This is a genomic window from Rhizobium sp. S163, assembly GCF_030380805.1.
Taxonomy (GTDB): domain Bacteria; phylum Pseudomonadota; class Alphaproteobacteria; order Rhizobiales; family Rhizobiaceae; genus Rhizobium.
Genome location: NZ_JAUDSA010000038.1, coordinates 67,785 through 87,386, shown reverse-complemented (window position 1 = coordinate 87,386; position 19,602 = coordinate 67,785). Strand labels below are relative to the sequence as shown.

20 protein-coding genes are annotated in these 19,602 nt (G+C 63.1%); 13 read left to right on the top strand and 7 right to left on the bottom strand.

The features are described from left to right. The first annotated feature begins 90 nt into the window (after positions 1-90). Positions 91-1,728, top strand: coding sequence for an AMP-binding protein (locus QTL96_RS29350; protein ID WP_289730225.1), 1,638 nt, complete (start codon positions 91-93; stop codon positions 1,726-1,728). A gap of 193 nt (positions 1,729-1,921) precedes the next feature. Beyond that, on the top strand, positions 1,922-2,635 hold the full coding sequence (locus tag QTL96_RS29345; RefSeq protein ID WP_289730224.1) for a DNA helicase: 714 nt from the start codon (positions 1,922-1,924) through the stop codon (positions 2,633-2,635). 279 nt (positions 2,636-2,914) lie between these two features. Here the strand turns inward: QTL96_RS29345 and QTL96_RS29340 are convergent, their stop codons facing one another. The 5 genes from QTL96_RS29340 to secA form a co-directional block, all read right to left on the bottom strand. Beyond that, positions 2,915-4,192 (bottom strand): GNAT family N-acetyltransferase, encoded by a 1,278-nt coding sequence (locus tag QTL96_RS29340; RefSeq protein WP_289730223.1) that lies wholly within the window; start codon positions 4,190-4,192, stop codon positions 2,915-2,917. A gap of 4 nt (positions 4,193-4,196) precedes the next feature. Further along, a complete protein-coding gene (locus QTL96_RS29335) occupies positions 4,197-5,609 on the bottom strand; it encodes an oligosaccharide flippase family protein (RefSeq protein WP_289730445.1) in 1,413 nt (470 codons plus the stop codon). A gap of 110 nt (positions 5,610-5,719) precedes the next feature. Continuing rightward, positions 5,720-6,811, bottom strand: a complete 1,092-nt coding sequence (locus QTL96_RS29330; RefSeq protein ID WP_289730222.1) for a D-alanine--D-alanine ligase family protein — start codon at positions 6,809-6,811, stop codon at positions 5,720-5,722. Positions 6,812-6,837: 26 nt separating this feature from the next. Beyond that, on the bottom strand, positions 6,838-7,464 hold the full coding sequence (locus tag QTL96_RS29325; RefSeq protein WP_289730221.1) for a C39 family peptidase: 627 nt from the start codon (positions 7,462-7,464) through the stop codon (positions 6,838-6,840). A 193-nt stretch (positions 7,465-7,657) separates the two neighbouring features. Next, the gene (gene secA, locus QTL96_RS29320) at positions 7,658-10,366 is read right to left on the bottom strand and encodes a preprotein translocase subunit SecA (protein ID WP_289730220.1); all 2,709 of its coding nucleotides are present in this window, start codon (positions 10,364-10,366) and stop codon (positions 7,658-7,660) included. Between the two features lie 245 nt (positions 10,367-10,611). Here secA and QTL96_RS29315 point away from each other — a divergent pair, with 245 nt between their 5' ends. From QTL96_RS29315 to QTL96_RS29290, 6 genes are all read left to right on the top strand, one after another. Beyond that, the gene (locus tag QTL96_RS29315; RefSeq protein ID WP_018901526.1) at positions 10,612-11,502 is read left to right on the top strand and encodes a peptidylprolyl isomerase; all 891 of its coding nucleotides are present in this window, start codon (positions 10,612-10,614) and stop codon (positions 11,500-11,502) included. A 67-nt stretch (positions 11,503-11,569) separates the two neighbouring features. Further along, positions 11,570-12,811 carry a bifunctional glutamate N-acetyltransferase/amino-acid acetyltransferase ArgJ gene (gene argJ / locus QTL96_RS29310; protein WP_289730219.1) on the top strand — a complete coding sequence of 414 codons (1,242 nt, stop codon included), beginning with the start codon at positions 11,570-11,572 and terminating at the stop codon, positions 12,809-12,811. 7 nt (positions 12,812-12,818) lie between these two features. Then, complete coding sequence (locus tag QTL96_RS29305; protein WP_112943769.1) at positions 12,819-13,601, top strand: GNAT family N-acetyltransferase; 783 nt, start codon at positions 12,819-12,821, stop codon at positions 13,599-13,601. After that, a complete protein-coding gene (gene mutT, locus QTL96_RS29300; protein WP_112982394.1) occupies positions 13,598-14,011 on the top strand; it encodes an 8-oxo-dGTP diphosphatase MutT in 414 nt (137 codons plus the stop codon). The genes QTL96_RS29305 and mutT overlap by 4 nt, the downstream gene beginning before the upstream one ends. A gap of 123 nt (positions 14,012-14,134) precedes the next feature. Further along, a complete protein-coding gene (locus QTL96_RS29295) occupies positions 14,135-14,470 on the top strand; it encodes a hypothetical protein (RefSeq protein ID WP_289730218.1) in 336 nt (111 codons plus the stop codon). Between the two features lie 60 nt (positions 14,471-14,530). Continuing rightward, complete coding sequence (locus QTL96_RS29290) at positions 14,531-14,704, top strand: Flp family type IVb pilin (RefSeq protein WP_289730217.1); 174 nt, start codon at positions 14,531-14,533, stop codon at positions 14,702-14,704. 26 nt (positions 14,705-14,730) lie between these two features. On the opposite strand, the gene QTL96_RS29285 is transcribed toward QTL96_RS29290, so the two are convergent. Continuing rightward, entirely contained in the window at positions 14,731-15,615 is an 885-nt protein-coding gene (locus tag QTL96_RS29285; RefSeq protein ID WP_289730216.1) for a methyltransferase domain-containing protein, read from the bottom strand. A 76-nt stretch (positions 15,616-15,691) separates the two neighbouring features. Between QTL96_RS29285 and QTL96_RS29280 the strand changes: the two genes are divergently transcribed. From QTL96_RS29280 to QTL96_RS29260, 5 genes are read left to right on the top strand one after another with little or no spacing between them, the layout of a single operon-like run. Continuing rightward, entirely contained in the window at positions 15,692-16,465 is a 774-nt protein-coding gene (locus QTL96_RS29280; RefSeq protein WP_289730444.1) for a ComF family protein, read from the top strand. A 31-nt stretch (positions 16,466-16,496) separates the two neighbouring features. Then, positions 16,497-16,754: a glutaredoxin 3 gene (gene grxC, locus QTL96_RS29275; RefSeq protein WP_047508583.1), complete on the top strand. Its 258-nt coding sequence runs from the start codon at positions 16,497-16,499 to the stop codon at positions 16,752-16,754. 9 nt (positions 16,755-16,763) lie between these two features. Continuing rightward, positions 16,764-17,621 carry a carbon-nitrogen hydrolase family protein gene (locus QTL96_RS29270; RefSeq protein ID WP_113009462.1) on the top strand — a complete coding sequence of 286 codons (858 nt, stop codon included), beginning with the start codon at positions 16,764-16,766 and terminating at the stop codon, positions 17,619-17,621. Next, positions 17,618-18,046, top strand: a complete 429-nt coding sequence (locus QTL96_RS29265) for a DUF1178 family protein (protein WP_047508577.1) — start codon at positions 17,618-17,620, stop codon at positions 18,044-18,046. The genes QTL96_RS29270 and QTL96_RS29265 overlap by 4 nt, the downstream gene beginning before the upstream one ends. Before the next feature lie 14 nt (positions 18,047-18,060). Continuing rightward, positions 18,061-18,642 (top strand): DUF3291 domain-containing protein, encoded by a 582-nt coding sequence (locus QTL96_RS29260; RefSeq protein WP_289730215.1) that lies wholly within the window; start codon positions 18,061-18,063, stop codon positions 18,640-18,642. Positions 18,643-18,663: 21 nt separating this feature from the next. On the opposite strand, the gene ubiG is transcribed toward QTL96_RS29260, so the two are convergent. Further along, a complete protein-coding gene (gene ubiG / locus QTL96_RS29255; protein ID WP_289730214.1) occupies positions 18,664-19,410 on the bottom strand; it encodes a bifunctional 2-polyprenyl-6-hydroxyphenol methylase/3-demethylubiquinol 3-O-methyltransferase UbiG in 747 nt (248 codons plus the stop codon). Positions 19,411-19,602 lie beyond the last annotated feature (192 nt).

Genomic DNA, 19,602 nt, shown 5'->3' with positions numbered 1-19,602 from the left:
GCGCCCAGGGTGTTAGCTGCTGCAGCATAACCGGACTTTGCCCCTTTGATCTAAGATCACGACCGAGAAACTACCGATGATCCTGCGCCCATGAAGCTGCCGCCGCGCGCTCGCTATGACGATCTCTACCGCGATTTCGCCTGGACGATCCCCGAGGATTTCAACATCGGCCGGGTGTGCTCGGACGATTGGGCGGCGCACGAGCCGGGGCGGATCTGTCTTCAGCATTTCAGCCCGGATGGCGATCATCTCTCATTGACCTATGGCGCGCTTGCGGCGCGCTCGGCCTCGCTTGCCAATGGGCTCGTTACGCTCGGTTTGAGAAAAGGCGATCGGGTGGCGCTGCTTCTGCCGCAGTCCTTCGAGACGGTGATTGCCCATATGGCGATCTACAAGATGGGCGCGATCGCGGTGCCGCTGGCGCTGCTCTTCGGCGTCGAAGCGCTTGAATATCGGCTGAAGACATCGAGTGCGGCCGCCGTCGTGACCAACGGTTTCGGCCTCCAGCGTATCCATGAAATCCGCGACCGGCTGCCGGACCTCCGGACGGTGATCAGCGTCGACGCTTCTGACGACAGCAATGGCGTCATCTCCTTCGGCAGCCTTGTCGAGCGCCATGCGCCCAGCTTCGACGTGCCGCCGACCGGGCCGGACGAGCCGGCGCTGATGATCTTCACCTCGGGCACCACGGGCGCGCCGAAGGGAGCGCTGCATGGGCACAGGGTGCTGGCCGGCCATATTCCGGGCATCCAGTTCGCGCATGAGAATTTTCCGCAACCGGGCGACCGGATATGGACGCCGTCGGACTGGGCATGGGCCGGCGGGCTGCTCAACGCGCTGCTGCCGAGCCTGATGCTCGGCGTGCCCGTGGTCTCTTCGCCGGCGCAGAAATTCGATGCCGACATGGCCTACAGGATCATGGCCGAGATGAAGGTCCGCAATGGCTTCATTCCGCCGACGGCCTTGCGGCTGATGAAATCCGTGCCCGATCCGCGTCAGCGATACGATCTCAAGCTGCGCACCATCGGCGCCGCCGGGGAGGCGCTGGGGGCGGAGACGCATGATTGGGCGAGCCGCACGCTTGGCATCAATGTCAACGAATTCTACGGGCAGACGGAGTGCAATTTCGTGCTCTCCTCGAATGCCGCGCTTGGCGTGAGCAAGCCGGGGGCGATCGGCAAGGCTGTGCCGGGGCATAGGGTGGCGATCGTCGACGAGGCCGGCGCGGTGCTGCCGCCGGGCGCGGTCGGCCAGATCGCGATCGCGCGGCCCGATCCGGTGATGTTTCTCGGCTATTGGAACGACGCGGATGCGACCGCGCGCAAATTCGCCGGCGACTGGCTGCTGACCGGCGATCTCGGGCGAGAGGACGAAGACGGCTACGTCACTTTCCTCGGCCGCGACGACGACGTCATCACCTCATCCGGCTACCGCATCGGCCCGGCCGAGATCGAGGACTGTCTGAGCGGGCACCCCGCCGTGCAGATGGCGGCGGCGGTCGGCAAGCCCGACGCGCTGCGCACCGAGATCGTCAAGGCCTATGTGGTTTTGGCGCCAGGATTTGCGGCAAGCGACGCGCTGGCGGCGGAGATCCGCGACTGGGTGAAGATGCGGCTGTCGATGCACGAATATCCGCGCGAGGTGGCGTTCGTCGACGCGCTGCCGCTGACGACGTCGGGGAAGGTGATCCGGCGGATGCTGCGGGAGCGGGCGGTGGGTGAGGGGTAGAGTGGCGGCAATGCGCTGAGTGGCGCTTGCCGCGAATCACGCAACTCGCTAGCGTCTGGCCACAGGCTGGACCCAAGCCTCCTCCCTCCTTTCGGGAAAGCATCTCACATGCAGGGTGACGCCATTCATCGAACCATCTGTTCGAGCATCGCATAAGGAGGGGTTGCGGTTCGGCTCGTGATGGAGGTTTGTAATGAAGCTTTCGGCACCGATATTTCAGCTTAAACGGCGGGCCAAATTGATGGCGCGCAACGATGGCATTGCGCTTAACGAAGCATTGGACCAGATCGCCCGAGACGAGGGCTTTGCGAGGTGGAGCCTGCTGTCAGCCAGCATGTCTTCGGGACCGCTTTCCGAAACAGTATTGTCCCGATTGGAACATGGAGATCTGTTGCTGCTTGCGGGGCGCCCCGGGCACGGCAAGACCATGCTTGGCCTTAAACTTCTGATGGATGCGGCTCGCAGTGGCCGCCGGGCCATGTTGTTTACGCTTGAATTCACGGAGGAGCAGGCCCGAAGGCGCTTGAGAATGCTTGATGAGGCGAGCGGCGTTGTTGCCGATCGAATTGAGGTATCCACGTCAGATGAGATCAGCGCCGACTACATCACGACATACATGGTGGGATCAAAGCCGGGAACAATCGCGGTTATCGATTACCTTCAGCTGCTCGACCAACAGCGAAGCAAGGCTGCTCTCTCGGAGCAGTTGCAGTCCCTCGGGAATTTCGCACGGGAGACCGGTGTTGTTTTGGGGTTCATTTCGCAGATAGACAGGTCATTCGAAGCTGCGGAAAAGCGCCTTCCCGATATTGCCGACGTACGCCTTCCGAACTTCGTCGATTTCGGCCTGTTCAACAAGGCGTGCTTCCTGCACGACGGCGAGGCACAGTTGCAAGACGTCCTGTGATTTCTGAGGGGCTGGCGCCATTACTGCACGTTGGCGGCGGCGTTTTCATCGTCTGGTTTCCCTTGTGCCGTGTGGCACCCCCCTCTGCCCTGCCGGGCATCTCCCCCACAAGGGGGGAGATCGACTCGTGGAGAGGTCGTCACGAAACCTCGAGGTAGGAGCGAGCGGGGGCGTCTAGCCGATCTCCCCACCTGTGGGGGAGATGCCCGGCAGGGCAGAGGGGGGTATCTCACGGCACGACGTCAACGACGGCTTACTGCCGGCATCAGATGGGGCCTCTCACCCCCGCCCAGCCAGCGACAGGATCTTCTGTCGCAGCATCTTCGCGACATTGCGGGTGCTGCTGTAGAGGTGGAGCTGGGTGGCGACTTGGCGGACGTCGCGGTCGGCGTTTTGGTTGAGGCCGATGACGACGGTGCCCATCTCTTCGCGCTCCTGCCAGAAACGGCTCATGATCGGATGGTCGGGGACGGCGCAAGAGTCAGAGCGGACGATGTTGGCGTCGTCAAGGTGCCATTCGGTGAGTTCGCCCATCAAGAGCTTGCCCGGCGAATAGCGGGCGTATGCCTCGTCATAGGCGGTCTTCCAGGTGTAGGCCTCGCCCCCCATCATCAGGACGACGGTGGAGGCGATGGACTTGCCGTTGAAGTCGATCGAGTGGATACGCACGGCGTCGACGGCGGCCAGGTTGGAGATCGCCTCGCGGGCAAAGGCCATGTGCAGGCGGTCGGTGACGAGGGCGCTGCGCTTCTTGCCCTTCCAGCCGCCGGCTTCGAGCGCCAGGAACTCCTCGAAGCGCATATGGATGTCGCGCGGCTGGCGGGCGACGTTGTAGACGACGGTGCCCTTCTCCTCGAGCAGCCGCCATTGCCGGCGCATCTCGCGCATGTGGGAGGAGGAGACCGACTGGCGCAGATAGGCGACGGCGTCCTCGTCGCTCTGCAGCATCGGGCGCAGATAGGGGTTGGTGGTCGTGATCGGCAGGTTGCGGCCGATGGCGACGGCGCGGATCATGCGGGCGAAGATGCCGTTGAGGCGCAGATCCGGCAGCACCAGGATGCCGGGCATGCGCAGGTCGCGGGCGGTGAGACCCTCGAGGAAATTGTCGAGCGTTTCGGCGGCATCCTCGCCGTCGAGTAGCGGCGTGCCCAATGGCGCGAAGCTGTTTGCCCAGACACGGATGATCGAGGGGCCGACGGCGAAGCCGGGCTTCTCGACCGAGAACGGCATCAGCACGCGCAGGCGGCTGCGGGTCTCGTTCTGGTCGCGCAGCAGCGCGAAATTGACCTCGCGGTCGTCGAGGCGCGGCATGGCGGGCGCCAGGAAGCGGCCGGTGAAGAAGACGTTTGGTTCCAGCGCGCGGTTGGAAAGGAAATCCAGTTCGTCCTGCAGGTCGTAGCCGAGCTTGCCGGAGTAAACGCAGAGCTCGCGGCCGGGGCGGCCGATCTCGACGCGGGCTTCGGCCTGCGGTGCATCGAATTCCAGCGATGCCAGCTCGTGGACCATGCGGTTGGCGGTCGAGTCCGTGGTCTGAGTTCCGGGGGGATTACGCACCATACTGTCAGGCTTCCATATCGTTGCCGGCGCTGGCCGGTCTGGCGAAGGCGAAGAGGGCGATGCCGAGCGTGCGGCGGACTGCGAGATGCAAGAGCACGGCCTCGACGCCCATGGCGGAGGCCGTGGCGATCGCCGCGCCCTCGATGCCGAAATGGGGGATGAGGAGAATGTTGAGGGTGACGTTTGAAGTCAGCGCGCCGGCATAGAGCGCGACGCAGATATTCTGCTTTCCGGCCATCATCAGCAGCGTTTCGGCAGGGCCTACCAGCGCCTTGGCGAGAATGCCGGCAAGCAGGATCGCCATCAGCACATAGCCCGCCGTAAAGGCGCCGCCGAAGAGCGACAGCAGCACATGACCGGCAGCGAGCACCACGAGGCCGACCGCCAGCGCCGGCCAGAAGGTCCATCGGGCGGCATCGAAGGCGGCGGCGGCGAGCTCGGCGCGGCTGCCTTCGGCGATGATGCTGGAAAAGCGCGGGCCGGATGCAGCCTTGACCGAGAAATTGATGAAATGGACCAGCGCCATGGTTTTCGCGGCGGCGAAGTAGATGGCGACTTCGTGCGGCTCCAGGAAAATGCCGACGACGACGACGTCGGAATTCGTCAACAGGAAGCTGACGCCCTCGATCAGGAAGATCGGAAAGGCAACGCTTAGCCAGCTCAGGAAATCGATCTTGCTCGGACCCTGGTGATAGTGCCGGCGCAGGCGAATGAGGGTCGCCACATACTGGCCGAGTGCGGTGAGGTAGGTTGCGACCAGCGCCGCCTGCATGGCGGTGACGGCCGTGTGCGGCGCGCCGAGGCCGATCGCGACAAGCATGCAGGTGATGATCAGGATCGGGCGGATGATATAGACGGGGCTCAGCGCCATGACGGGCCAGTGGTTGGCGCGCGAGGTGCCTTCCAATATGTCGCCCAGCGCGATCATCGGCATGGCGAGCAGGCCGAGGAAGATCGGCACGACATAGTAGCTCTGGATGCGATCGCCGAAGAGGTGCAGGCCGATCATGCCGATAGCGAGCACCGCGGTGCCGGACAGCAGGCCAAAGATCCGGGCAGTGCCGGTCAGTCCGCGGATTTCCTCGAAGGCGCCCGATGCCTTGTACTGCGGCAGGAAGCGGACGATGGCGGTGTGGAAGCCGAGGCAGGAGAGATCGCCGAAGAGAACGATCAGCACCCAGACGAAGACGAAGATGCCGTATTCGTACTCGCCCATCAGGCGGGCAAGGATGATCTGCGAGAGAAAGGCGAGGGCGGCGCTGATGACGCGGATGGCGAATGCCGTCAGCGCCATGCGCTGTGCGGCGGCCTTTTCGCCGCGTCTGGTCATGATATCGCCGAGCATGCGAAGAAGGCGACCGCCCGCAGGACGCAGGCTCGCCGGTAGCATCTTCTCCGCCGTCTCGATGACCGCCATAATGGACACGCAAAACTCTCTGGCAAATCGTGCCTAGAGTAGTGGCATGACACGGTTAAGAAACGGTTGTGACGAGGCCCTCAGGCTTAACCTGTCCCCAACTCAAGGCCTCAGCCGCCGCCGCGCGTCAACGCCCTGTCTATCAGGACATCCAGCACCTCGGCGTAGCTGACGCCCGATGCGGCCATCGCCTTGGCGTACATGCTGATATTGGTGAAGCCGGGGATGGTGTTGAGCTCGTTGACCACGAAGGACATGTCTTGCATCAGGAAGAAATCGACGCGGGCCATGCCGTCGCAGCCGAGCGCCTTGAAGGCCTGGCGCGCGGTCTTGCGCAGTTCGTCCTCGGTCTCCTTCGGCAGCTGCGCGGGCACGCGGAGTGCTGCACCTGCCTCATCGATATACTTCGCTTCGTAGCTGTAAAAACCGTGACTTTCGGCGGGCGCGATTTCGCCGGGCAAAGAGACGGTGATTTCGCCATTCGCGTGCTCAAGCACGCTGAACTCGATCTCGCGGCCGGCGATGAATTCCTCGGCGAGAAGCTTGCTGTCGTGCTTGAAGCCCTCAGCAAGCGCGGCGGCGAAATCCTCTGGTGTCCTGACCTTGCTGACGCCGACCGACGAACCCTGGCGGGCGGGCTTGATGAAGAGCGGCAGGCCGAGTTGGCGCGAGGCGGTTTCGAAGGAGGGAACGCTGTCTTCTTCGATGCAGAGCGCTTTCGCCACCGGCAGGCTGGCTTCCCGGAGCAGGCGCTTGGCGATGTCCTTGTCGATCGCGGTCACCGATCCGAGCAGGCCGCAGCCGGCGAGCGGCAGGCGGGCGACGGATGCCAGGCCCTGGATCGAGCCGTCCTCGCCATGCATTCCATGCAGAACGGGAAAGAGGACGTCGATCGCGGGGACTTCGTAAGGCTGCGCGCCTTGCGGGATGGCGAGCATGCGGCCCTGGCCGCCGGGCAGAAGGCTGACCTCGACGGCTTCCTCGACCTTGGCGGCTGAAGACAGCGTGGTGCCCTTCGGCAGAAGCCGCCATTGTCCTTCCCTGGTCACGAAGATCGGCAGAACGTCGTAGCGCTCGGCGTCAAGCGCTGCCACGACATTGGTCGCCGAGAGGATCGAGACATCGTGCTCCGGCGAGCGGCCGCCGAAGAGGACGGCGATGCGCGGGCGCGACGATGTTGGGCGGGCGGGCTGTGTCGGCATGGCGGATGGGTCCCCTTGGATTGTTGTTATTGGTCGAGCCTGATGGCAACGCCGCGATTGGCGAAGAAGCGGTCGAAGATCTCGATCGGCAGCTCGACGTCGGCCTGGCTGGCTTCGTCATGGCCGGATGGGTTGTGGAAGCGGATGGTATCTGCGCTTGCCGCCGTCACCAGCACGAGGTGGCCGCCTTTTGAGGGCGGCTGGCGGTCGGGCCAGCGGATCTGGCTGTTAACAGAGGCGATGAAGAAGGCGTTGTCCTTAAGGACATCGGCGATATCTGGTGTCTGAAGGCCGGTGATCGTTTTCGCGTCGAGGCCGAAGGTTTCGCCGACATAGGTGACGAAGGGTGCGTAGATCAGCCCCTTGATCGACTGGTCTTCCTCGTTGACGACATAGCCGCCGAAGCGGGTGCAGCCGCGTGCGAGGTCGATGATGCGGTGGTCTTCGCCCCTGGCGGCGAGGATCATCTTCAGGCAGGCCATGCCGCAGATGTTGACGGACCAGCGCGCATATTCCTCGACCGTTTCGGCGCCGGATCGCTGCCAGAGCGGATCATCGAGCAAGGCGGAAGCGCCGCGCTCCAGCACGGAGAGCGTCATCGACGCCGTTTCCCACTGGCTGAAATAGGGGGCCTTGCAAGCGGTGCGGTTCATCGCGTGTCCCTGAAATCAATTCTGATATCGGCGCAAGCTCGGCGAACAAAGCGACTGTTTTGCGGCTGAATTTCGAGCGGATCATGAAATTGGAAGTTGTGGGCGCGTTCCGCTCATTTGCAGCACGCACACATGAAAAAGCCCTCGCGACGTCCCGGTCGCGAGGGCTTCGATCTCAGGTCTCGATCAGGTCTCAGGCCTGCTCGAAGGCACCGTGGCAGTGCTTGTACTTCTTGCCCGAACCGCAGGGGCAGACCTCGTTGCGGCCGACCTTGCCCCAGGTGGCGGGGTCATCGGGGTTGCGGTTTTCAGGCGCAACGATGACTTCCGATGCCTGGTAGACCGAGCCGAACTCGTCTTCGCCGGTATTGGGGTCGATGTGGTGGGCCTGCATGGCCGGCGGTTCCGGCTGCTCCTGCTGCACCAGTTCGACACGCATCAGTTGGGCGGTGACGGCCTGGCGGAGGCTGTTGAGCAGCGTGTTGAAGAGCTCGAAGGCTTCCGACTTGTATTCCTGCAGCGGGTCGCGCTGGGCGTAGCCACGGAAACCGACGACGGAACGCAGGTGGTCGAGATTGACGATGTGCTCGCGCCACAGCGCGTCCAGCGTCTGCATGACGATCGAACGCTCGACGTAATGCATGATGTCGTCGCCGAAGCGCTCGGCCTTTTCGGTGAAGACGGCGTTGGCCGCTTCCGTCAGGCGTTCGCGGATATCGTCTTCGCCGATGCCCTCTTCCTTGACCCAGTCCTCGATCGGCAGATCGAGATTGAGGAGCGCGTTGGCCTGCTCCTTGAGGCCGACGGCATCCCACTGTTCGGCATAGGCGCGCTCGGGAATGTGCTTCTGAACCAGATCCTCGATCACTTCGCGACGCATGTCGGAAACGGTCTCGGAGATGTTGGTTGCTTCCATCAGCTCGAGGCGCTGTTCGAAGACCACCTTGCGCTGGTCGTTCAGAACGTCGTCGTACTTCAAGAGGTTCTTGCGGATGTCGAAGTTGCGGGCTTCGACCTTCTTCTGCGCGCGTTCCAGAGCCTTGTTGATCCAGGGATGGACGATTGCCTCGCCTTCCTTGAGACCGAGCTTGGTCAGCATCGAATCCATGCGGTCCGAGCCGAAGATGCGCATCAGGTCGTCCTGAAGCGAAAGGTAGAACTTCGAGCGGCCGGGGTCACCCTGACGGCCGGAACGGCCGCGCAGCTGGTTGTCGATACGGCGGCTTTCGTGGCGTTCGGTGGCGATGACGTAGAGACCGCCGGCGGCCAGCGCCTTTTCCTTGAGCTGCTTGATCTCTTCGCGGATCGCCTCGATCTTGGCGTCGCGCTCCGGACCTTCCTCGACTTCGCCGAGTTCACGCTCGACACGCATGTCGAGGTTGCCGCCGAGCTGAATGTCGGTACCGCGACCCGCCATGTTGGTGGCGATGGTGACGGCGCCGGGCACGCCGGCCTGGGCGACGATATAGGCTTCCTGCTCGTGGTAGCGGGCGTTCAGAACCTGGAAGTTGTTGAAGCCCTGCTTGCGCATCAGTTCGGCGAGCAGTTCGGACTTCTCGATCGAGGTCGTACCAACGAGAACCGGCTGGCCGCGCTTCTGAGCGTCGGCAATCTCGGCGATGATCGCCTTGTACTTCTCTTCGAAGGTCCGGTAGACCTCGTCGTCCTCATCGATACGCTGGATCGGCAGGTTGGTCGGTACTTCGACGACGTCGAGACCGTAGATGTTGCCGAATTCTTCCGCTTCCGTCTGCGCCGTGCCGGTCATGCCGCCAAGCTTGTCGTACATGCGGAAGTAGTTCTGGAAGGTGATCTGCGCCAGCGTCTGGTTTTCAGGCTGGATCTTCACATGTTCCTTGGCTTCCAGCGCCTGGTGCTGGCCTTCCGAGTAACGGCGGCCCGGCATCATGCGGCCGGTGAATTCGTCGATGATGACGATCTCGTCGTTGCGGACGATGTAGTCCTTGTCGCGGGTGAAGAGCTTGTGGGCCTTCAGCGCGTTGTTGACGTGGTGGACGATCGCGACGTTCTCGATGTCGTAGAGGCTGCCGCCCTTCAAGAGGCCGGCTTCACGCAGAAGATTTTCGAGCTTCTCGGTGCCTTCTTCGGAGAAGTTGGCCGAGCGCTGCTTTTCGTCGATCTCGTAGTCGCTTTCGACGAGCAGCGGGATGAAGGTGTCGATCGTGTTGTAGAGATCGGAGCGGTCGTCGAGCGGACCGGAGATGATCAGCGGCGTGCGCGCTTCGTCGACGAGGATCGAGTCCACTTCGTCGACGATGGCGTAGTTGTGGCCGCGCTGGACCATCTGGCCCTTCTCGTACTTCATGTTATCGCGCAGATAATCGAAGCCGAGTTCGTTGTTGGTCGCGTAGGTGATGTCGCAGCCGTAGGCCGCCGCGCGTTCCTCGTCCGACAGACCGTGGACGATGACACCGGTGGTCAGGCCGAGGAAGCTGTAAAGACGCGACATGGTGGCCGCGTCGCGCTGGGCGAGGTAGTCGTTGACGGTAACGACGTGGACACCCTTGCCCGACAGCGCGTTCAGATAGACGGGAAGCGTTCCGACCAGCGTCTTGCCTTCACCCGTCTTCATTTCCGCGATGGCGTTGGAATGAAGGATCATGCCGCCGATCAGCTGGACGTCGAAGGGACGCATGCCGAGCACGCGGCGCGATGCTTCGCGCACGACGGCAAAGGCCGGGACGAGGATGTCGTCGAGCGTCTTGCCTTCGGCGAGCAGCTTGCGGAACTCCACCGTCTGGGCGGCGAGCTGTTCGTCGGACAGCGCCTTGGTCTTTTCCTCAATCGCATTGATTGCGGCGACGTTCGGCTGGAAGGACCGCACGCGGCGATCATTGGCGGAGCCAAATAGTTTGCGGGCGATGCCGCCAAAGCTGACCATACGACTGGTCCTTTCTGAATATTCATCCCGGGCTTCTCGTAAGGGCGGCCCGGCCGAATTTCGGGCGCACGTATCGAAACGCCAGGAAACTTTTCTGGACGCGAGGTTGCGTGACAGATAAGAGGGGGGTCGAATGATGTCAACGGATTTGGCTGATATAGAAAGGCCACATTCCAGTGTTGATGCCTGTTCAGGGCAGGATTCAAGAAGTTGAAGCCGGTGGGTTAACTGTGAAGGAATGTTTGATGTTGAACTACAACAGAATCGCCGTGATGGCACTCGCCACGTTCGTCGCCTTCCAGGCGCCGGCGCGGGCACAGGACGGCGCTGACGCCGTCGTTGCCAAGGTCGGCGATGTCGAGATCCACCAGTCGGAACTCGACCTGGCGATCGCCAACCTCGATCCGCAGCTGGCGCAGCTGCCAGACGACCAGAAGAAGGTCGCAGCTCTTTCCGCCGCTATCGACGTGAAGCTGCTCGCCAAGGACGCGGCTGCTGAAAAGCTCGACCAGTCGGCTGAGTTCAAGAAGCGCATGCAGTACCTCGCCGATCGCGAACTGCACAACGCCTACTTCAAGAAGCACGTTGTCGACACCGTGACCGACGCTGAAGTCAAGGCACGCTACGACAAGGAAGTCGCAGCCCTTCCGAAGCAGGAAGAAGTTCACGCCCGCCACATCCTGGTGAAGACGGAAGACGAAGCCAAGGACGTCATCAAGCAGCTCGATGCCGGCAAGAACTTCGCCGACCTCGCCAAGGAAAAGTCGACCGACCCGAACAAGGCTGACGGCGGCGATCTCGGCTATTTCACCAAGGGCCGCATGGTCAAGGAATTCGAAGACGCGGCTTTCGCGCTCGACAAGGGTGCCTACACCAAGACCCCTGTGAAGACCGATTTCGGCTACCACGTCATCCTCGTCGAGGATAAGCGCGACGCCGCTCCTCCGGCTTATGACCAGGTCAAGGATCAGGTTCGTCAGCTCGTCATGCGCGACAAGTATCTTGCGCTTCTCGCCTCCGCCAAGGAAAAGTCCAAGATCGACATCACGGACGAAGCCCTGCGCAAGGGTTATGACGACGCCAACAAGCAGCCGCAGCCGGGTGACGCGCCCGCAGCAGCGCCGGCTCAGCAGTAACAGTATCCATCGAGGGCCCGGTTTTTCCGGGCCCTTCCGTATCCCCTTTCATGCCAGGTCGATGATCATGTCCGGTTCCGTTTCCCCGCTCGCTCCCAAAACCTTCGTGTCCATGCCAGCACTACGCGGTGTCCGCATGGCGACCGCCTCGGCGGGGATCAAGTACAAGAACCGCACCGACGTCCTGATGATGGTGTTCGACAAGCCGGCGGCCGTTGCCGGTGTCTTCACCCGTTCCAAGTGCCCGTCGGCACCCGTCGATTTCTGCCGCGCCAACCTGCCCGGCGGCGTTGCGCGCGCCGTGGTCGTCAATTCCGGCAACGCCAACGCCTTTACCGGCGTCAAGGGCCGTGAAGCGACCGCGCTCACCGCGAAGTCGGCGGCGGCTGCCGTCGGCTGCAGCGAGAGCGAGATTTTCCTCGCCTCCACCGGCGTCATCGGCGAGCCGCTCGACGCCACCAAGTTTTCCGGCGTGCTCGACACGCTCTATTCCGATGCTACCGGCGATTTCTGGTTCGAAGCCGCCAAGGCGATCATGACTACCGACACCTATCCGAAGGTCGCGACCCGCACGGCCGAGATCGGCGGCGTTACGGTCTCGATCAACGGTATCGCCAAGGGCGCCGGCATGATCGCCCCTGATATGGCGACGATGCTTTCGTTCGTCGTCACCGACGCCGACATCGCGCCGGCAGCACTTCAGGCGATGCTGTCCGCCGGTGTCGATCCGACCTTCAATTCGATGACCGTCGACAGCGACACCTCGACATCGGACACGCTGATGCTGTTTGCCACCGGTGCCGCCGCCGAAGACGGCCAGGTTCGCGTCGAGACGGCTGACGATCCGCGCCTCTCATCGTTCCGCGCCGCGCTCAACGATCTCCTCAAGGATCTGGCGCTGCAGGTCGTGCGCGACGGCGAAGGCGCCACCAAGATGCTCGAGATCACCGTGACGGGCGCCGAAAGCGATGCCGCCGCCAAGACGATCGCGCTCTCCATCGCCAATTCGCCGCTGGTCAAGACCGCGGCCGCCGGCGAGGACGCCAACTGGGGCCGTATCGTCATGGCCGTCGGCAAATCAGGCGAAATGGCCGATCGCGACCGCCTTGCCATCTGGTTCGGCGACGTGCGCGTTGCCGTCAACGGCGAACGTGATGCCGGCTACTCGGAAGAGGCCGCCTCCAACGTCATGAAAAAGCAGGACATTCCGGTGAAGGTCGAAATCGGCCTCGGAAACGGTACGGCAACGGTCTGGACGTGCGACCTCACAAAGGAGTATGTCGCCATCAACGGTGACTACCGGAGCTGATTTTTCATTGACTGAAGCATTCCCCAAGAAGGCAAATCTGCCGCTCGTGCGCAGGCTGGAAGCCGTCGGTTTCCGGGCCTGGCCCGCCTCGTCGGTTGTTTACGACGGCAGCTGGCAGGTGCGGCTGACGGCGGGGCATCCGTCGAACCGGCTGAACTCGATCGTGCCGCTCGATCCGTCCGATCATCGCGACGTCGAGATCAGGCTGGCCAAGGCGAGCCGCAAGTTCGAAGCCTATGGCCGCCCGGCGGTGCTGCGGCAGACGCCGCTGGCCTCGCCTGTGCTGATCGATCTGGTGAAGGCCGAGGGCTGGGTGCCATTTGACGAAACCATCGTCATGACCTGCGATCTCGCAAATGCCGATCTGCCGGATACGCTCGATCACCTGCCGACGCATGACATCAGCCGCTTCGTGGACGCCAATCTGGCGACCGACCAGGTGTCGACGAAGCTGAAGCCGGCGCTTGCCGAAGTCATCAACGCGATCAAGCCGCCATCCGGCCTGTTCATGGTGGAAGATCCGGAAACGGGGCCGCTGGCGACCGTGCTCTGCGTGCAGGACAATGATTTGGCCGGCATCATGTCGCTTTCGGTCACGCCATCGCGCCGCCGCGAGGGGCTCGGGCTCGAGATCCTGACGTCCGCTCTGCGCTGGGCGCGGATGCGCAGCGCCCGCTCGGCCTGGCTGCAGGTCAAGACCGGCAACGTGCCTGCCATCACGCTCTACGAACGGCTCGGCTTCGTCGAGGCCTATCGCTATTCCTACTGGCGGCGGGATCTTTGCCGATGAGCGGTACTGGCCACAGCATTCTTCTCGTCGTCGCCTGCGCGTTGATCGACACGGATGGCCGCATCCTTCTGGCGCAGCGGCCTGAAGGCAAATCGCTTGCCGGTCTCTGGGAGTTTCCCGGCGGCAAGATGGAGCCGGGCGAGACGCCGGAAGAGACTCTGGTGCGCGAGCTTCACGAAGAGCTCGGGATCACCACCAAGGTGGCGTGCCTGGCGCCGCTCACCTTCGCCAGCCACACGTATGAGAAATTCCACCTGCTGATGCCGCTTTATGTCTGCCGTCGTTTCGAGGGCATTCCCGTCGGCCGCGAAGGGCAGGCGATCAAGTGGGTCAAGCCGCAGGCGCTGCGCGATTACCCCATGCCGCCGGCCGATGAGCCGCTGATCCCCATCCTGCAGGACCTACTTTAGAAATTTCTATTTTATAACTTTTTCTGTACCAATCTGGCTGTGGATATTAATCGATCGTTTAACAGATTCTGGCAAAGATCGGCCTCAATCAAGCAACTGGCGTGTGTGTAGAAGGCTTGACGCATGGACGACGATTTCTGGAAAGCAGTTCGGGAGAAAGAGCAGGCTTCGGTTTCCTCGCGCAAGACGGGGGCGCTGAACATCGCCTTGCTGTTCGGCACGGCCGTCGTGGCCCTGACGCTGATCCTGACACCGATGCTCGCCGACAAGTCGAAGTCGAGCGTTTTCGCCAGCGCGCCGTCTGAATTCGATTCCATCACGACGGGTTCGATCCCGAAGGGCGAGAACGGCGCGAAGAGCGAAAACGGCAAGCGCTACACGATCCGTCGCAGCGTGCTGCAGGATACGCCGGGCTCCGTCTGCGTGGTGCAGGGCTATGGAAGCGGTGTTGGCTGCTGAGGGCCTGAGGCCCGAGGCAACGCAAAGAAATCGACTGTGATGTCGAGCGACGAGGGACGAATGACGAGACTTCTGAAAGCATTTGTCACTGACCGCAATGGCGCCACTGCCATCGAATACGGCCTGATCGCCGCCCTGATCGCCACTGCGATCATCACTGGCGTCGGCGCGCTCAGCGGATCGCTGAACAACGTCTTCACCTACATTGCAGGCAAGATACCGTCGCTAACCTGAAGCCAAAATAGCGCCCGCAAAAAGCCCTACTGCTTGAGCTTGTGCTCCTCGACCTTCAATGCGTCGGCGAGCCTGACCTTTGCCGATCCCGGCCGCAGCGGTTTCTGCTGGCTCTCATGCGGCGCCCATCCCGAGACATAGATGATCGAGAAGGTGGCCCGGATGCGGCCATCCGGATCGGAATAGCGCTCCGCGTAGAGCTCGGCGGCGCGCATGAAGAAGGCGCGCGTCAACGGCTTGCTGCTGCGCTCGGCAAGCGGGTTGGTCATCCCCATGGCGCGCAGGTCGCGCATCAGCGGAAAGATGGAATCGTAGCGGACCGTGTAGGTCTCGGCATCGATGACCGGCAGCGCGAAACCGGCGCGCTGCATCAGGCCGCCGACATCGCGGACGTCGGCAAACGGAATGACGCGCGGGCTTGCGCCGCCGGTCATCTCGATCTCGGTGGCGAGCAGGATCTCGCGCAATTCCTGCAATGTGCCGGAGCCTGGAATGGCGGCGAGGAATAGCCCGTCGGGGCGCAGCGCACGGCGGATCTGGATGAAGACGCCGGGCGTGTCGTTGGTCAGGTGCAGGCTAAGGGGCGCGATCACCAGATTGGCCGATTGCGGCTCCAGCGGAACCATCTCCAGCGGCGCCTCGATGAAGGCATCGTCGGTGGTGGCGTAGGCCTGCTCGCTTTCGACGCGGGTGAGGCTGCCGATCTTGCCGGTGGCCTTGGCGGCGCGGGCGGCTGCGCCGGTCGCGCCATGCAGTTCGACGGCATGCTCGAAGGTGCGCTCGACGACGGCGAGGCGTTCGCCCAGTTCGTCGGCGGCGATATCGAGCAGAAAGCTTGCCTTCGGATCGTTGTTGCGAAGCGCGCGATGCCGGTTCGCCGCGATCCTTGTCGTGTCGAAGATGATGTCCATGCCGACGTCAATAATCCTGCCGGGCCGGGGCGGCAAGGCGATTTTCCTGTTGCGCGAAATGCGCTATCGTTTCGCCATGGGGTTGAGCGGGTGGCAAGGTTTGGCGGGGATCGACCGGGCGCTGATGCGTCCGCTCTCGGTTATGGTCGACCTCATCTATCCGCCCGCCTGCGCCGTCTGCGGCGTGTCGACCGGGCGGCATCGTGGCGTCTGCCCAAAATGCTGGTCGGCGCTGCGCTTCATCGAGCGGCCCTATTGCGAGGTTCTCGGCATTCCCTTCTCGCATGATCTCGGCCCGGGGATATTGAGCGCCGCCGCCATCGCCGACCCGCCGCCTTTCGACCGGCTGCGCACGGCGGCTTTTCACGACGAGGCGGTGCGCAATCTCGTGCACGGGCTGAAGTATCGCGACCGCACCGATCTGGCGCCGATGATGGCGGCGTGGATGCTGAGGGCATCCGATGGCGCCGTCGAGCGCTGCGATGCGATTCTGCCGGTGCCGCTGCATCGCACCCGCATCCTGTCGCGCCGGTTCAACCAGGCGGCGGAGCTGGCGCGCCACATGGCGAAGCAGGCAGAGCGGCCGATGCTATCCGCGACGCTGCTGCGTGTTCGCCGCACGCGCCAGCAGGTGGGGCTGGGTGCTAAAGCGCGGCAGGACAATGTCCGCGGGGCCTTCGCGATCGCCGAGGGGCGCGAGGGCGATGTGTTCGGAAAGAGGCTGGTGCTGATAGACGATGTCTATACGACCGGCGCGACGGTGGCGGCGGCGGCCAGGGTGCTGCGCCGCGCAGGTGCGGCCGATATCACGGTTTTGACCTTTGCAAGGGCGCTATCCGAAACTATATGACAGGGAGATTACTGCCTTGTCTGGAGTTACGATGGTACCGGTTACGATCTATACGCGCGATGGCTGCGGTTTTTGCGTTCGCGCCAAGTCTCTTCTTTCCGAGAAGGGTGTCGATTTCGTCGAGCACAATGCGACCTCCACCCCGGCCTTCCGCGCCGAGATGATCGCGCGCGCCAATGGCGGCTCGACTTTCCCGCAGATTTTCATAGGCGACAAGCATGTCGGCGGGTGCGATGATCTCTATGCGCTGGAGCGTGCGGGCAAGCTCGACCCGCTGCTGGCCGCTTAGGACAAGCCGATGACCTTCAAGGCCGCCGCCATTCAGATGTGTTCGGGTATCGATCCGCAGCGCAACGCGGCCGCCATGGCGCGTCTGGTGCGCGAGGCGGCCGCATCGGGCGCCACCTATGTGCAGACGCCCGAGATGACCGGGATGCTGCAGCGCGACCGCGCCGCCGGCAAGCTGCACCTGCGCGACGAGGCCAACGACATCATCGTCCGCACCGCGCGCGAGCTCGCCGGCGAACTGCAGATTTACGTGCATGTCGGCTCGACGGCGATCGCGCTCGATGACGGCAAGCTTGCCAATCGTGGCTATCTCTTCGGTCCCGACGGCAAGATCCTGAACCGCTACGACAAGATCCACATGTTCGATGTCGATCTCGACAATGGCGAGAGCTGGCGCGAGAGTGCTGCCTATCGGCCGGGGCAGGAGGCGCGTGTCGTGTCGCTGCCGTTTGCCGAGATGGGCTTTGCGATCTGCTACGACGTTCGCTTCCCGGCACTGTTTCGCGCCCAGGCGGTTGCCGGAGCGCAGGTTATGACGGTGCCTGCCGCCTTCACCCGCCAGACCGGCGAGGCGCATTGGGAAATCCTGCTGCGGGCGCGTGCCATCGAGAACGGCATGTTCGTGATCGCCGCCGCTCAGGCCGGCGTGCATGAGGATGGGCGCGAGACCTTCGGGCATTCGATGATCATCGATCCCTGGGGCAAGATCCTGGCATCCGCTGGTGGTACTGGCGAGGCGATCGTGATCGCCGAGATCGATCCAGCCGCCGTCAAGGCCGCGCGCGACAAGATCCCGAATTTGAAGAATGCCCGCGAGTTCTCGATCGAGACGGTTGGAGGCGATGTGTCCGGAGGCGTGGCCGCTTGATCCGTTATTCGCTGCGTTGTGACAATGCCCATGAGTTCGAAGGCTGGTTTTCCGAAAGCGCCGATTTCGACCGGCAGGTCGCATCCGGCTTTCTCACCTGTCCGACCTGCAATTCTGCCGCCGTCTCCAAGGTGCTGATGGCGCCGTCGGTCTCGACCGCGCGCAAGAAGGACCAGATGCAGACGGTTGCCATGGATGCGGTGCGCCGCGAGGCGTTCCAGAAGCTGAAAGAGGCGGTGACCGCGATCAAGGCCAACTCCGAAGATGTCGGCGAACGCTTCCCAGAGGAGGCGCGCAAGATCCATTACGGCGAGGCCGATGCGCGCGGGATCATCGGCCAGACGACGCCGGATGAGGCGCAGGCGCTTATCGACGAAGGCATCGAGATCGCGGCATTGCCAGTTCTGCCCGACGACGTGCATTAGAGGAAGGCTCTAGGATGAGCTCAGAAGCGCGCCTTGCGATGTATAACTTCGGTTTGCACGTGGCGCCCTTCGAGAGCGACGCCGTCGAAGGGTTTCGCCTGCGCGAACCCGCCAATTTCGAGGCGGCGCGGCGCGCTTGCGGCTTTGTCGGCCGCTCCGGCTATGCCGGCGAGCCGGGCGCGCGAAGCTGGGGGCCGCAGGTGTTTCCGCGTTTCATCGAGGGGAGCGGTTTCGATAGCGCGCCATCTTCCCTGTCGCTCTGGGCCGATATCGAATCGCTGATGGCGTTCAGCTATGACGGCGTGCATGCCGATGCGCTGAAGCACGCGCGCAACTGGAACGTCAAGCCATCATGGCCGCCGCTCGTTCTCTGGTGGGTGGGGCCGCATCATCGGCCTGATTGGGCCGAGGCGGTCGAGCGCTTAGAGCATCTGGCGGATCATGGGCCGAGCGCCCGGGCCTTCACCTTCAAGATACCCTTTGGGCCTGATGGGGCAGCGACCGAGATCGATCGCGCCCGCATCAAGGAACTGGCGGCGCGCAACGCCGAGACGCAAGCCGATCTGCTTGCGCATGTCACGACACTGAAAGTCTAGGCGAAATGCCGGCGGGTGCGCTTACGCCTCGCGCTTGGCGAGCAGCATGTAGTTCACGTCCATATCGCGCGACAGGTTCCACTGGTTGGACAGCGGATTGAAGAACACGCCGGTGCGGTCGATAATCGTCAGGCCGTCTGCTGTGACCGGCTTTTCGATCTCTTCCGGACGCACCAGCTTCTCATACTGGTGGGTGCCGCGCGGCAGCCAGCGCAGGACGTTTTCGGCGGCGAAGATCGCCAGCGCCGCTGCCTTCATCGTGCGGTTGATTGTTGCCACGAACATCAGGCCGCCGGGGCGGACCATTTTCGCGCAGGTGGTCATGAAGAAGTCGACGTCGGCGACGTGTTCCACCACTTCCATGTTGAGGACGATATCGAAGGTTTCGCCGGCCTCGGCCAGCTGTTCGGCCGTCACCGCGCGGTAATCGACCGGCACGCCCGAGGCCTTTGCATGGGTCGAGGCGATGCCGATGTTCTTTTCGGACGGGTCGGCGCCGATGACGGTCGCGCCCATGCGGGCGACCGGCTCCGACAAGAGGCCGCCGCCGCAGCCGATATCCAGCACCCGCAGGCCTTCCAGCGGGCGGGCCGAGCGCGGATCGCGGCCGAAATTCTCGGCGGCCTTGTCCCTGATATAGGCGAGGCGAACGGGGTTGAACTTGTGCAGCGGCTTGAACTTGCCGGTCGGGCTCCACCACTCGGCGGCCATGGCCGAAAAGCGGTCCACTTCGCTCTGGTCGATGGTGCTCTTCGCCGCTTCCGTCATGGTCATGCTCCTTGATTGCTCAGGAGTGAAGTCGGACGAACGGTGCGCGAAGTCAAGAGCCTGAGGCGGTGTCGCGTGGTCGCGGTAGTCACCGGCTGTCGGGCTTGGCTACTACAAGTGGATAAGTCGACGTACATCAACACATTGTGATATAGTTAATGTATTGTTGAGGGTAAGGGCGATGTTGCGTGT